We start from the raw sequence: 13,767 nt of genomic DNA, 5'->3' as shown, positions 1-13,767 counted from the left end.
TTGAGTCCGCTCATCAACGACCCGGCGACGTTCGTCGCCGAATCCCTCCGCGGGTTCTGCTCCGCTCATGCCGATCGTGTGGCGCCCGCGCCGGGCGGGGTGGTCAGGCGCGTGCGAAGGCCCGGAAAGGTGGCCATCGTCGCGGGCGGCGGATCGGGGCACTATCCCGCATTCGCCGGCTGGGTGGGGCGCGGTTTCGTCGATGCAGCCGTCTGCGGCAACATCTTCTCCTCCCCCTCCGAGAAGCAGATCCTGGACGTCGTCCGGCTTGCCGACGAAGGGGGCGGGATCCTCTTCGTCCCGATCAACTACGCGGGCGACATCCTCCATTTCGGCGGCGCACAAGACAAACTCCTGATGAGTGGTGTCGACGCGCGCACCGTCGTCGTCGCGGACGACATCGCGTCCGGGACGCCGGATGCACCGGAGGGGCGCCGGGGCATCGCCGGCAGTCTGATCGTCCTCAAGATCGTCGGCGCCGCCGCAGAGCGCGGAGGCGGACTCGACGAGGCGGAGCGTGTCGCGAAGTCAGCCGTGAAGGCGACGAGGACATTCGGAGTCGCCTTCTCGGGATGCACCCTCCCGGGCGCCCCGGCTCCTCTGTTCACCGTCCCGGTCGGCCGCATGGCAGTCGGGATGGGCATTCACGGAGAACCGGGGATCGCCGAGCAGGACATCGGAACGGCGGCGGAAGTCGCGGATGTCCTGATCGACGGTTTGCTCGCGGAACGCCCCGCAAAGGTCGGTCAGCGGCTTGCGGTGGTCGTCAACGGACTCGGCACGACGAAGTACGACGAACTGAATCTGGTGTTCGCCCGCGTGCGTCAGCGTCTCGAGGAAGCCGGGATGAAGCTCGTGGCTCCGCTCGTCGGCGAGTACATGACGAGCCTCGACATGGCGGGACTCTCGGTGAGCATCACCTATCTGGATACCGAGCTCGAGGATCTGTGGCTCGACCCCGTTGACTCGGTCGCACTCGCTCGGCCGCTGCTCGACCCCGAAGCGGGTCGGGAGCCCGACTACCCGATCGACCAGCGTCTCGACTCCGGCGTCGCCGCCGGCACGACGGAGTCGAACCGATCGGCGCGCGACATCGTGCATCGACTGAGCACAGCCTCCGCCGCCATCGAACTCGCCGCGGACGAACTCGGTCGCCTCGACGCGATCGCGGGCGACGGCGACCACGGAATCGGGATGGTCGCCGGTGTCAAGGGTGCGCTGGCGGCGGCGCGGCGCGCCGTCGATGCCGGGGCGGGTGCCGGAACGGCGCTGCGGCTCGCGGGCGAGCGTTGGTCGGCGGTCGCCGGCGGGACATCCGGCGCGCTGTGGGGGGCGGGGCTGGTCGCCGCCGGCGCCGTGGTCGGCGACACGGAAGCGCCCAGCTCGACGACCGTCGGGGCCGCCGTCAGTGCGTTCGCCGTCGCCATCGTCGCACGCGGAGGGGCAGAGCCGGGCGACAAGACCATGGTGGATGCAATCGTGCCGTTCGTCGCAACGCTGCGGGAGCGGATCGACGAGGGTGAGAACGTCCACAGCGCGTGGGGGGCGGCGGCTGCGGCAGCGACCCGGGCAGCCCGAGACAGCGCTGCTCTGTCACCGCGAAAAGGTCGGGCGCGCATTCACGGAGCGCGATCGGTCGGAACACCGGATGCGGGCGCGACGTCTTTCGCGCTGCTGGCTGAGGCCGCTGTATCGGCGCGATAGGAATCGGTCACTCGGGGACGAGCCGTGAACCCCCGCGCCACCTCATGAGCGGCGACGGATGCCGGGACGCGTCCAAGCCGTGACGCCGGCGTCGCGCCGCAGAACGCCCAGGCACGCGAGCGTGAGGGCGAGCTGAGCTATCCCCGTGCCGATGTAGAGCGTCTGCAGCAGCGAAAACACCGGCACCAACGCGACCTCGACATAGATCCAGATCACCATGCCGAACCCCGCGACCGCGTTCGCGAACATAGCGTAGGGACGACGCAACAACAGCAGAACGAACGCCAAGCCCTGCGTCCCGCCCACCACGACCAACAGGATCAGGCCGACGCTCACATAGGTGAACACGCTGTCTTCGATCCACCAGGTCGGCATGCCGAGCGACCACGGCGTCATCAAACCGATCCCACCGACCACCGCCGAAAGCGCGTTGAATCCCGAGACGACCAACAGCAGGATGCGCCACAACCGAGATGTGTCCATGGCCCGACGCTATGCGGTGTTCCCGAACGCGAGTACGGCCGAAGGTCCCGTCCCCCTCGACGCACTCCGATCACGCGAAGCCGAGGAGCGGTGGCAGGGCGAGCACGACGAACGCCGCCCACACGGCGAACACGGGCAGGTACGACGTCTGCCAGCGCACCAGGCGCGACACGGGTGCGCGCCCGATCAGCAGCCGAATCGACAGCCAGGCCGTTACCGCCAGGTTGACGATCAGCAGCGCGTTCAGACCGATCGCGGCGACGCGGTTGGGTGTCAGCCCGAGGTCGCCGATCCGGGCGACGAGCGAGCCGAACACCAGAGCATCCAATACCAGTGCCGCGACGACGGTGACCAGACGGATGACGTCCATCGCACCCGCGCGCGCCGTTTCGGGTCGAGCCGACAGGCCATACAGAACCAGGCCGAGCACGACCAGCAGCAGCGCGTCGAACCCCGTCAGCAGCTCGCGGTCGAACTCGCGACCGATGCCGGCAACGGCATACAGCACCACGGCCACCCCGAGCATCGCGGCGAACAGGGGCGTGAAGATCGCCGTCAGCACGGGTGCGATGTTCTCGATCACGCTCTTCTTGGCCTCGACGAGCCAGGCCGCGACGATCACCGCCGCCGCGCCGCCGGAGGGCAGCGTCCACTTCTCCAGCCCGCTGATCGATTCGGGCGCGATCGGCGAGATCACCAGCACCGTCAGCCCGATCAGCACGCCGCCCCCGAGCGCGATCAGGACGAGGTAGATCGCCCACTCCCCCGTGAACCGGATGAAGTCCATTCGCCGAGCACTCGATCGCCACTCCGCACTGACATAGGCGGCGCCGACGACGAACCACAGAACGACGGGCAGGTGTATCGCTATCAGGGTCGCGGTCGCCGACGAATCGTCGAAGGGGAACACGTTCACGCCGATCGCGAGGACCGCCACGATCGCGCCGATGACGAGAGCCCGCCCGCGCGTCATCCCCCGCGTCCAGGCGAGGTACCCGGCCAGCACCGGCAGCACGAACAGGCTGACGTTCCGCGGGAACCACGACGCCATGCCGCCGCCGCTCTCTGCCGCGACCCGGCCCACCTGGATCGATACGGCAGCGAGCAGCGCGAACGCGATCATCACGGACAGCGGATGCTTCGACCGCCCGTCGCCCGCATCCGCCTCCGGTGCGAGCACCAGGTGCTTCCACAGCCGGTCGCCATGCTCCCGGGCGAACTCGGCGGTCAGACGATCCGCCGCACCGAGGCGTTTGAGCGCGATCAAGAATGCCTCGTCCTCGCTCAGGCCCGACGCGGTGAGGTCCTCCGCCTGATCGCGCAGGTGCTCCTCGAGCTCATCGAGGTCCGCGGCGTCGATCACCCGGCCACGCGCGAGCGACGCGCGCCACTGTTGCACACCCTCGTCCAGCGCACCCACGTCAGGCCCCCGCCATGGCGATGTCGCCCGGTGTGCGGCCCGCGAGCCCGCCCGGAGCGGCGATACCCCAGATGCCGCTCAGCGTGCGGGTGGCGGTCGCCCACTGTCGGCGCTGCTCGACGAGCTGTGCACGACCGGCATCCGTGATCCGGTAGTTGCGGCGTCGGCGTCCCTCGGGCGACACGCCCCACTCGGCCTCGACGTGCCCGAGCCGGTCGAGCCGGTGCAGCAGCGGGTACAGCATGCCGTCCGTCCATTCCAGCTCACCCCCCGACAGCTCGCGGACACGTTTCAGGATCGCGTAGCCATAGCTGTCTCCGTCGCTCAGGATCGCGAGCACCAGCGGGGCCGCCATCGCGGCGACCAGATCTTTGTCGATGTTCATGAGGCCTCCTACCCTCGAAGCACTATACATTGCTGTGCTATGCATGTGGTTCTACGTATCCCGGTCGCCCCTTCCCAGGAACCTGCCGCCCGGGCCGGTAGACTGTTCGGACCCGCGGGAGTGGTGGAATTGGCAGACACGCAGGATTTAGGTTCCTGTGCTTTCGGGCGTGTGGGTTCAAGTCCCACCTTCCGCACTGGGCCGATTCTTCACATCTTCGTGAGGTCGGCGACCCGCCCCAGAACGACGGGAAAGTAACTCGTGCAGCCTGCAGCCCTCATCCCCTGGCTCGACCCCGCGGCGATCATCGACTGGGCGGGCCCTTGGTCACTCGTCGTGGTGTGCTTCATCGTCTTCGCCGAGACGGGCCTGCTGATCGGGTTCCTCCTGCCGGGCGACACCCTTCTCGTCATCGCGGGGCTGCTCTCGCACTCGACGGCTGTCGCACCCAACGGTGTCTTCGGCCTGTCGGTGTGGTGGGTGGCCCTGCTGATCGGCCTGTCCGCGTTCGTCGGTGGTGAAGTCGGGTACTTCATCGGGCACAAGGCGGGTCCCGCCGTGTTCGAACGCAAGGAATCCGGCCTGTTCAGCGTCAAGAACGTCGAGCGCACCAACGCCTTCTTCGAGCGCTTCGGCGGAATCACGATCATCCTGGCGCGCTTCGTGCCGATCGTGCGCACCTTCGCGCCGGTCGCGGCGGGCGTCGGCCACATGCACAAGGGCAAGTACACGCTCTACAACCTGATCGGCGCCATCCTCTGGGGTTTCGGGCTGACGATGTTCGGCTACGTCATCGGATTCATTCCGTTCGTGCGCGACCTCGTGACCGAGTACATCGACGTCATTCTGCTCATCGCCGTGGGCGGCACCGCGCTCGTCACCGCCTACCACTACTTCAGTGAGCGCCGGAAGGCCAAGAAGGCCGCCGCGGCGGGCGAGGATGTCGTCACGGATGCCGTCGAAGCACAGGAACTCGTACTCGAGCCCGAGGTGTTCGACAAGGCCCCCGAGATCGGCCACCACGACACCGACGGCCACCCGCGCCCCGGCGCCTGACGCGCGTCCGCGCCTGGCGCACCCGGCGAGACCGGGTCAGGACGCTCTCGCGGACTTCTTCTTCGCCGCCGGCTTCTCGGCGGGTTTCGACGGAGACTTCTTGGCCGGAGCATCCTTCTTCGCCCCACCGTCCCCGCGCGCGGCACGTGACCTCTCGACGCTGGCACGCAGCGCATCCATCAGGTCGATGACCTCGCCACCCTTCTCCTCGGACTCCTGCTCCCCGAAGGTCGCCGCGGTGTCGAGCGTGTCGCCCTGCTCGATTTTCGCCTCGATCAGGGTCTTCAACTCGCGCTGGTAGTCGTCGACGAACTCGTCCGGCCGGAAGTCGTCGGCGAAACTGTCGACGAGGCTGGCCGACAGCTCGAGCTCCTTGGCAGAGATCTTCACGGGCTCATCGAGCGCAGGGAACGACGCCTCGCGAACCTCGTCGGCCCACAGCAACGTCTGCAGCACGAGCACTTCGCCCCGGACTCGGAGTGCCGCGAGCCGGGTCTTCTGCCGCAACGTGAACCGCACGATCGCCGTGCGGTCGGTCTCTTCCAGCGTCCGCCGCAGCAGCACGTAGGCCTTGGGCGACGACGAATCGGGCTCGAGGAAGTACGAGCGGTCGAGCATGATCGGATCGACCTGATCCGAGGGCACGAACTCGACGACTTCGATCTCGCGACTGCGCTCGGAGGGCAGCGAAGCGATGTCGTCCTTCGTCAGCACCACGGTGTGCTCGCCGTCGTCGTAGGCGCGGTCGATGTCGGCGTACGGCACGACCTCGCCGTCGATCTCGCAGATGCGCTGGTACCGGATGCGTCCGCCATCCTTCGCGTGCACCTGGTGCAGCGACACGTCGTGGTCCTCGGTCGCGGCGTAGACCTTGACGGGCACGTTGACGAGGCCGAACGCGACGGCACCCTTCCAGATCGCTCTCATGGCACCAGTCAACCCGTTCCGCTGTCGCAAATCGACCCCTTGACTCGGGCCCGGCATCGATGTGCGACAGCGGAGAAACTCGGGAGTGCACGGGTACCCTGAGCGCATGGCCGGGGAGCAGGTGGTGCGCGTTGCGGGGCGTCGCCTGCGCGTGTCGAACCTCGACAAGGTGCTCTACCCCGCCACGGGCACGACCAAGGGCGAGGTCATCGCGTATTACACGCGGATTGCGCCCTTCCTCATTCCGCACGTCACCGGGCGACCCGTGACCCGCAAGCGGTGGCCGGATGGCGTGGGCACGGCGGAGCATCCCGAGTCCTCGTTCTTCGCGAAAGACCTGGAGGCCGGAGCCCCCGACTGGGTGCGGCGCACCCGCATCGAGCACTCGGGCGGGCCGAAGGACTACCCGCTCGTCGGCGATGTCGCGACGCTCGTGTACCTCGCGCAGGTCGCGAGCCTCGAGCTGCACGTTCCCCAATGGCGCTTCACGGCGGACGGTGCCCGCGGCAACCCCGATCGGCTGGTGCTCGACCTCGATCCCGGTCCGGGCGTCGGGCTCGCCGCGTGTGCGGAGGTCGCGCGCTGGTGCCGCGACATCCTCGGCGGGATGGGCTGGGACGCCTACCCCGTCACGAGCGGCAGCAAGGGCATCCACCTGTACGCGCCCCTCGACGGCGCCCAGACGAGCGACCAGATCTCGGCATTCGCGAAAGAACTCGCGCGTGCGGTCGAGGCCGATCATCCCGACCTCGTCGTCAGCGCGATGAGCAGGGCCGCGCGCCCCGGCCGCGTCTTCATCGACTGGAGCCAGAACAACGCCGCCAAGACGACGATCGCGCCCTACTCGCTGCGCGGACGTCCTCACCCGACGGTCGCCGCGCCCCGCACGTGGGCCGAACTCGATGACCCGAACCTGGCGCACCTCGAGTTCGCCGAGGTTCTCGAGAGGGTGGAATCGGATGGCGACCCACTCGCCGCACTCGGCTTCCACGCCGGGGGGCGCTCCGCGGACGACGGACCCCTCGCCGTCTACATCGCAAAACGCGAGGCGGGCAAGACCCCCGAACCGGTGCCGTCCAATGCACTCGGGGCGTCCGACGCCTCCGGCGAGCGCCCGCGCTTCGTCATCCAGGAGCACCACGCGAGCCGCCTGCACTGGGATCTGCGCCTCGAGCGCGACGGCGTGCTCGCCAGTTGGGCGGTCCCCCGCGGCATCCCGCCGACCGCCGCCCGCAACAACCTGGCCGTCCAGACCGAGGACCACCCGATCGAATACCTCGAGTTCGAGGGCACCATCCCCGCGGGCGAGTACGGCGCGGGCTCGATGACGATCTGGGACGACGGCCGCTACGACCTCGAGAAGTGGCGCGACGACGAGATCATCGCAACTCTCGAGGGGCGCCCCGGCGGACCCCTCGGAAGGGTCCGGATCGCGCTCATCCGCACGAACGGCAACGGTGAGAAGTCGACCTGGCTGCTGCACCGCATGAAGACGGATGCCTCGGGTGCGCCGCAGCCGGACGGTCGGGCCGTCGTGCCCCTGGACGAGGTCGACGACGAGGCGCCGCACGCGTCGGACGGACACGGGGACGCAGACGCCGTCACAGAGCGGGAGAGCTCGGCCGACGAGCCCGCCGCGCGGGAGGCGCCCACGCCGTCCGCGACCCGCGCGAGCTCCGACATCCCGCCCGGCGAACGGTTCAGCCCGATGCTCGCGACGGGATCCACGCCCGGTCTGGCCGCGGCGGCGATCCGCCGCTGGTCGGCGCGCGGGGGCGCCGCGCCCTGGGTCGAGTTCAAGTGGGACGGCATCCGCGCCCTCGGCGTGTGGGACGGCGCGACGTTGCGCCTGATCGGTCGCCGCGGCACCGACATCACGTCGCGGTACCCCGAGATCACCGCCGAATCGCTCGGCCTGCCACCGGTACCCGCGGTGCTCGACGGCGAACTCGTCGCCCTCGACGACTCCGGACGCCCCAGCTTCTCGCTGCTGCAGAACCGCATGAACCTCGTGAAGGCGAACGAGATCGCCGCGGAGGCCCGCCGCACCCGCGTGACCTTCTACGTGTTCGACCTGATCGAGCACGACGGAGCGGATATTGCGACCCTCCCCCTACGCGAACGCCGCTCGCTGCTCGACCGCGTCGTCGCGGAAGCCCGGCCGCCCCTGTCGGCACCGCCGGTCTTCGACGACCTCGACGCGGCACTCGCGACGGCGCGCGAGTTCGGGCTGGAGGGCGTGATGGTGAAGGATCCCGCGTCGGCGTATCGCCGAGGCATCCGCACGGAATCGTGGCTCAAGGTCAAGCTCACACGGACGCAGGAAGTCGTGATCGGCGCCATCCGTCCCGGCCGGGGTGGCCGGAGTGGGTCGATCGGGTCGTTGCTGCTCGGCGTGCCGGGCCCGGACGGTCTGCAGTACGTGGGGCGGGTGGGGACGGGCTTCAGCGACGCGACTCTCACGCGCCTCGCCGACGCGCTCAGTCCGTTGCGGTCGGACACGAATCCGTTCGTGGGCGTTCCGGCGGCGGATGCCTCGGACGCCCTGTGGGTGCGGCCGGAGCTCGTCGCCGAGGTGGAGTTCGCCGAGTGGACACGCGATGGTTCGCTGCGTCACGCCCGCTGGCGCGGCCTGCGCCCCGACAAGACCCCCGCAGATGTGGTGCGGGAGGCCTGACACACCACCGATTCGGGGTGAGAAGAGGACTTCGGCACCGGATGAGGATGATCGAGCCCCGATGTTCCTCCCCCGGCGCCTAAGTCCTCGGTGGGGGTGCGACTGCGTAGCGCCCGGCGGTGTGACCGGGCTCCGTCAGGCGTGCGCCGCTGTGTCGCGGTCGGCGTAGCCCGCGGGCTCGAACTGGAACGTCGAATGCGCGACGTCGAAGTGGTCGGCCAGGCACGACTGCAGGCTCGCGAGAAGCTCGGCCGCTCCCCCGTGCTCGAGCACGTCGGCGTCCACGACGACGTGGGCGGTGAACACCGGGGCTCCGCGGGTCAGCTGCCAGACGTGCACGTCGTGGACGTCCGCGACTCCCGGCGCACCCAGAATGTGATTGCGGATCTCGGCGATGTGCGTGCCCTGCGGCGCCGATTCCGACAGCACCGAGAACACCTCGCGCAGCAGCCCGATCGCTCGGGGCACGATCATCGCGGCGATCAGCAGCGACGCGATCGCATCGGCCTGCACCCACCCCGAGACGACGATGACGATCGCGGCCACGATGACGGCGGCGGATCCGAGCAGATCGCCCATCACCTCGAGATACGCCCCGCGCACGTTGATGCTGCTGCGCTGCGCCGAGCTCAGCAGCCACAGCGCCACGGCGTTCGCCACCAGGCCGACGATCGCGATGACGAGCATCACGCCGCCCTCGACCTCGGCGTCACCCGGTGCCATCAGTCGCCCAACGCCCTCGATTGCGATCCAGACGGACAGGACGATCAGGACGGCCGCGTTGATCAGCGCGCCGAACACCTCGGCACGCTGATAACCGTATGTCCGGCGATCATCCGCCGGCCGCGACGCAACGGCGTTGGCGACGAGCGCGATGACGAGCGCCGCCGTGTCCGTGAACATGTGTGCCGCATCGGCGAGCAGGGCCAGCGATCCGCTCAGCACACCACCGGCGATCTGCACGACCATGACGGTCGCGGTGAGCGCGAGCGACATCGCCAAGAGTCGACGGTTCGAGGCGTTGCGGATGCCTCCCCCGGCCGGCGCGTGATCGTGCATGCCTCCAGGCTAGGCCCGAGATTGCACCGTTCCGCGCCATTTCGCCTAGCCGGGAATGACTCCGATTCTCATACGCTCGCGCCTCGCCGGATCTCAGACCGAGAGGGTCGACAGCAGCGGCACGAGCGCCAAGAACGCGCGAGCCCGGTGCGATGCCGCATTCTTCTCGGCGGGTGAGAACTCCGCGGCCGAGCGCTCGGCGCCCGACGGCTGCCCGTCCGGGACGAAGATCGGGTCGTAGCCGAATCCGTTCTCACCCGACGGGGCGGAAGCGAGGCGCCCCGACCACCGACCCTCGACCACGTGCTCGGCGGCCGCTTCCCCGTCTTCCGCGGGCACGACGAGCGCGATCGTCGAGATGAACTGCGCGGTTCGGTGCGGATCCGCGACGTCCGAGAGTTGGTCGAGCAACAGGGTGAGGTTGGCCGAGGCATCCTTCGCGTGTCCCGCCCAGTAGGCGGAGAACACCCCCGGCGAACCGCCCAGGACGTCGACGCAGATCCCCGAATCGTCGGCGAGTGCCGGCAACCCGGTATGCGCCGCCGCCGCGCGGGCCTTGATCAGAGCGTTCTGCGCGAACGTCACACCGTCCTCGACGGGCTCGGGTCCGTCGTAACCGATGACCTCGAGGTCGGGACGCGTCTCGCGGACGATCGCGCCGAACTCCTCGACCTTGTGCGGGTTGTGCGTGGCGAGCACGATGCGCCGTGACATCCGCTACTCCGCCGTCGATCCCGCGAGCGCGGCGAGCTGGTGCTCGCGCAGCGATGCGCACCCGGCCACTCCGAGGTCGAGCAGGGCATCGAGCTCGCGCTTGTCGAACGGCGCGCCCTCGGCCGTCCCCTGCACCTCGACGAAGAGGCCCCGCCCCGTCACGACGACGTTCATGTCGGTGTCGGCGCGGACATCCTCGACGTACGCCAGGTCGAGCATCGGCTCGCCGTCGATGATGCCGACCGAGACGGCCGCGACCGAGTCGTGCAGGGGCTGCGAGCGCTGCGCGATGAAGCTCTTGCGCTTGCCCCACTCGATCGCGTCGGCGAGGGCGACGTACGCGCCCGTGATCGCGGCCGTGCGGGTGCCGCCGTCGGCCTGCAGCACGTCGCAGTCGATCACGATCGTGTTCTCGCCCAGTGCCTTGGTGTCGACGACCGAGCGCAGCGCGCGGCCGATCAGGCGCGAGATCTCGTGCGTGCGCCCGCCGATCTTGCCCTTGACGCTCTCACGGTCGTTGCGGCTGTTCGTCGCACGCGGCAGCATCGCGTACTCGGCCGTGACCCAGCCCTTGCCCTTGCCGACGAGCCAGCGCGGCACGCCGTTCGTGAACGAGGCCGTGCAGAGGACCCTGGTGCCGCCGAACGAGATGAGCGCCGAACCCTCGGCGTGGGCGCTCCAGCCGCGCTCGATCGTGATGGGACGCAGCTCTGCGGGGGTGCGCCCGTCGGCGCGCGCGATCTCGGTCATGTCTGTCTCGTTTCGTTCGGAGAGTATGGGTGAGTTGCGGGGTCGTCAACCGACCGACGGCAGGTCGATCGCGCCCGTGTGCACGAGCTGAACGGATCGCACCTCACGACCCATCAGCCGGTTCGCGAGGTCGATGAAGGCCTCCGGTGATCCGCCCGTCGCCTCGTAGACGTGCGTCCCGGGCTGGTCGGACGAGGTCAGCAGGTCACGGGTCACGAGCTGGCGGTAGACGTCGTTGGCCGTCTCGTCATCGCTCGCCACGAGCGAGACATCCGGTCCCATGACGTAGCTGATCGCTCCCTTGAGGAACGGGTAGTGCGTGCAGCCGAGCACGAGCGTGTCGATGCCCGCGTGCCGGAGCGGTGCGAGATACCCCTCGGCGATCTCGAGCAGCTCGGGCGAGCCGGTCACGCCCCGCTCGACGAAGTCGACGAACGCCGGGCACGCCTGCGCGAAGACCGTCAGGGCGTCGTTGAGTTCGAGCATGTCCTGGTAGGCGCCCGAGCCGATCGTGCCCTCGGTGCCGATCACGCCGATACGTCCGTTGCGCGTCGTCGCGATCGCGGTGCGGACGGCGGGACGGATGACCTCGACGACGGGCACGTCGTAGCGCTCCCGGGCATCGCCCAAGACGGCCGCCGAGGCCGTGTTGCACGCGATCACGAGCATCTTCACGCCCTGGTCGACGAGCGAGTCGAGCACCTCGAGAGAGTAGCGCCGCACATCGGCGATCGGCTTCGGGCCGTAGGGCGAGTGCAGGGTGTCGCCGATGTAGACGAGGGATTCGCGGGGCAGCTGATCGCCGATCGCACGTGCCACCGTGAGCCCACCGACGCCGGAGTCGAAGATTCCGATCGGCGCGTCGTTCATGGTTCCCCAGCCTACCCGGGGCGGATGCTCGCGGCCCGCGTCGGTAGAGTGACCGGATGACCGACCCGGCCAGCGGCCACAGCAGCGCCCTATACACCGATCGCTACGAGCTCACGATGGTGGGTGCCGCGCTTCGCGACGGAACCGCCCGCCTCCCCTGCGTCTTCGAGGTGTTCGCGCGCCGTCTGCCGGGTGGGCGACGCTACGGGGTGGTGGCCGGTACCGGGCGGCTGCTCGGGCTGCTGCGCGACTTCCGCTTCGGCGACGACGAGCTGGCGTTCCTCCGCGATGAGCGGATCGTGGATGCCGAGACACTCGCGTTCCTCGAGACCTATCGGTTCCGCGGTTCGATCTCGGGCTACCGCGAGGGCGAGCTGTACTTCCCCGGCTCGCCCGTGCTGACCGTCGAGGGCACCTTCGCGGACGCGGTCGTGCTCGAGACCCTCGCGCTGAGCGTCCTCAACCACGACTCGGCGATCGCGACCGCGGCGGCCCGCATGTCGACGGCCGCGGGCTCGCGCCCCCTGGCTGAGATGGGTTCGCGTCGCGCGGGCGAAGAGTCGGCCATCGCGGCGGCCCGCGCCGCCTACATCGCGGGATTCTCGGCGACGAGCAACCTCGAGGCCGGCCGCCGCTGGCAGGTCCCCACGATGGGCACCGCCGCGCACGCCTGGACCCTCCTGCACGACACCGAAGAACAAGCCTTCCGTGCCCAGGTCGACGCGCTGGGCCCGAGCACGACGCTGCTCGTCGACACCTACGACATCCGCCGCGGGGTCGAGACCGCGATCCGCGTCGCGGGCACGGAGCTCGGCGGCATCCGCATCGACTCCGGAGACCTCCCCATCGTCGCGACCGACGTGCGTGCTCAGCTCGACGCGCTCGGCGCGACCCGGACCCGCATAACCGTGACGAGCGACCTCGACGAGTACGCCATCGCGGCCCTCGCCGCCTCTCCCGTCGACGCCTACGGTGTCGGCACCTCGGTCGTCACGGGCTCTGGCGTGCCCACCGCGGGTATGGTCTACAAGCTCGTGGCACGACAGGACGCGTCGGGCACCTGGATCCCGGTGGCGAAGGCGTCTTCCGCCAAGGCGTCCATCGGCGGCCGCAAGTCCGCCTATCGCACCGTCGAGCACGCCGTGTCGACGAGCGAGCTCGTCATCGCCGATGGAGCTTCCGCCGAGGGAACTTCCGCCGATGGATCGGATGCCTCGGCATCCGTCCCCTCCGGTGCCCGCGCCCTGCAGGTCCCGCTCGTCGTCGCCGGCGAGATCGACACCGCCGCGGAGGGGCCGGAGGGCACCCGTGCCGCCCGCACCCATCACGCCCGGGTCCGCGCCGAACTGCCGCTCCAGGCGCTCGCGCTGAGCAAGTCCGATCCGGCGATCCCGACCGTCATGGTCGGGCGCTAGCTCGATCAGGTCTGCAGCGACTCGTAGATCTCTTTGCACGACGGGCACACGGGGAACTTCTCGGGGTCGCGACCCGGAGTCCACTTCTTGCCGCACAGCGCCCGCACCGGCTTGCCCGTCAGAGCCGACTCGAGGATCTTCTCCTTCTTGACGTAGTGAGAGAAGCGCTCGTGGTCGCCGGGTTCGACGTTCTCTTCTCGTGTGAGCTCTTCGAGCTCACGTTCGAGGGTGGCAAGGCCGCCTTGGTCTGGGGAATCGAGAGGCGTGCTCATGGCTGGTCAGTCTATCGGCGCCAGGCGGCTCGGGG

At 69.3% G+C, this 13,767-nt stretch carries 13 protein-coding genes and 1 tRNA gene; 5 read left to right on the top strand and 9 right to left on the bottom strand.

The window, feature by feature from the left end:
• Positions 1-1,704 (top strand): dihydroxyacetone kinase family protein, encoded by a 1,704-nt coding sequence (locus CGU35_RS04730; protein ID WP_100810476.1) that lies wholly within the window; start codon positions 1-3, stop codon positions 1,702-1,704.
• 42 nt (positions 1,705-1,746) lie between these two features.
• On the opposite strand, the gene CGU35_RS04725 is transcribed toward CGU35_RS04730, so the two are convergent.
• From CGU35_RS04725 to CGU35_RS04715, 3 genes are all read right to left on the bottom strand, one after another.
• Positions 1,747-2,187, bottom strand: a complete 441-nt coding sequence (locus tag CGU35_RS04725) for a hypothetical protein (protein ID WP_103663177.1) — start codon at positions 2,185-2,187, stop codon at positions 1,747-1,749.
• A gap of 70 nt (positions 2,188-2,257) precedes the next feature.
• Positions 2,258-3,607, bottom strand: a complete 1,350-nt coding sequence (locus tag CGU35_RS04720; protein WP_100810474.1) for a permease prefix domain 1-containing protein — start codon at positions 3,605-3,607, stop codon at positions 2,258-2,260.
• A gap of 1 nt (position 3,608) precedes the next feature.
• Complete coding sequence (locus CGU35_RS04715; RefSeq protein WP_100810473.1) at positions 3,609-3,992, bottom strand: PadR family transcriptional regulator; 384 nt, start codon at positions 3,990-3,992, stop codon at positions 3,609-3,611.
• 114 nt (positions 3,993-4,106) lie between these two features.
• Here CGU35_RS04715 and CGU35_RS04710 point away from each other — a divergent pair.
• Positions 4,107-4,188, top strand: a tRNA-Leu gene (locus CGU35_RS04710).
• Between the two features lie 65 nt (positions 4,189-4,253).
• Entirely contained in the window at positions 4,254-5,048 is a 795-nt protein-coding gene (locus tag CGU35_RS04705) for a DedA family protein (protein ID WP_100810472.1), read from the top strand.
• Positions 5,049-5,084: 36 nt separating this feature from the next.
• Here CGU35_RS04705 and ku read toward each other — a convergent pair whose 3' ends face one another.
• The gene (gene ku, locus CGU35_RS04700) at positions 5,085-5,975 is read right to left on the bottom strand and encodes a non-homologous end joining protein Ku (protein ID WP_100810471.1); all 891 of its coding nucleotides are present in this window, start codon (positions 5,973-5,975) and stop codon (positions 5,085-5,087) included.
• A 106-nt stretch (positions 5,976-6,081) separates the two neighbouring features.
• Between ku and CGU35_RS04695 the strand changes: the two genes are divergently transcribed.
• Positions 6,082-8,652, top strand: a complete 2,571-nt coding sequence (locus CGU35_RS04695; RefSeq protein ID WP_100810470.1) for an ATP-dependent DNA ligase — start codon at positions 6,082-6,084, stop codon at positions 8,650-8,652.
• Positions 8,653-8,787: 135 nt separating this feature from the next.
• Here the strand turns inward: CGU35_RS04695 and CGU35_RS04690 are convergent, their stop codons facing one another.
• The 4 genes from CGU35_RS04690 to murI all read right to left on the bottom strand — a co-directional run bounded on the left by CGU35_RS04690 (position 8,788) and on the right by murI (position 12,045).
• Positions 8,788-9,711: a cation diffusion facilitator family transporter gene (locus tag CGU35_RS04690; RefSeq protein WP_100810469.1), complete on the bottom strand. Its 924-nt coding sequence runs from the start codon at positions 9,709-9,711 to the stop codon at positions 8,788-8,790.
• A gap of 93 nt (positions 9,712-9,804) precedes the next feature.
• Positions 9,805-10,425, bottom strand: coding sequence for an RdgB/HAM1 family non-canonical purine NTP pyrophosphatase (gene rdgB / locus CGU35_RS04685; protein ID WP_100810468.1), 621 nt, complete (start codon positions 10,423-10,425; stop codon positions 9,805-9,807).
• A 3-nt stretch (positions 10,426-10,428) separates the two neighbouring features.
• Positions 10,429-11,175, bottom strand: coding sequence for a ribonuclease PH (gene rph, locus CGU35_RS04680; RefSeq protein WP_100810467.1), 747 nt, complete (start codon positions 11,173-11,175; stop codon positions 10,429-10,431).
• 45 nt (positions 11,176-11,220) lie between these two features.
• A complete protein-coding gene (gene murI, locus CGU35_RS04675; RefSeq protein WP_100810466.1) occupies positions 11,221-12,045 on the bottom strand; it encodes a glutamate racemase in 825 nt (274 codons plus the stop codon).
• 56 nt (positions 12,046-12,101) lie between these two features.
• Between murI and CGU35_RS04670 the strand changes: the two genes are divergently transcribed.
• The gene (locus CGU35_RS04670) at positions 12,102-13,460 is read left to right on the top strand and encodes a nicotinate phosphoribosyltransferase (RefSeq protein WP_100810465.1); all 1,359 of its coding nucleotides are present in this window, start codon (positions 12,102-12,104) and stop codon (positions 13,458-13,460) included.
• A gap of 5 nt (positions 13,461-13,465) precedes the next feature.
• Here the strand turns inward: CGU35_RS04670 and CGU35_RS04665 are convergent, their stop codons facing one another.
• Positions 13,466-13,732: a DUF3039 domain-containing protein gene (locus CGU35_RS04665; RefSeq protein WP_100810464.1), complete on the bottom strand. Its 267-nt coding sequence runs from the start codon at positions 13,730-13,732 to the stop codon at positions 13,466-13,468.
• Positions 13,733-13,767 lie beyond the last annotated feature (35 nt).

Origin of the sequence: Microbacterium sp. BR1 (genome assembly GCF_002812725.1) — a bacterium.
Classification (GTDB): domain Bacteria; phylum Actinomycetota; class Actinomycetes; order Actinomycetales; family Microbacteriaceae; genus Microbacterium.
The sequence above is the reverse complement of the archived record's forward strand: the minus strand, read 5'-3'. Positions and strand labels throughout refer to the sequence as shown.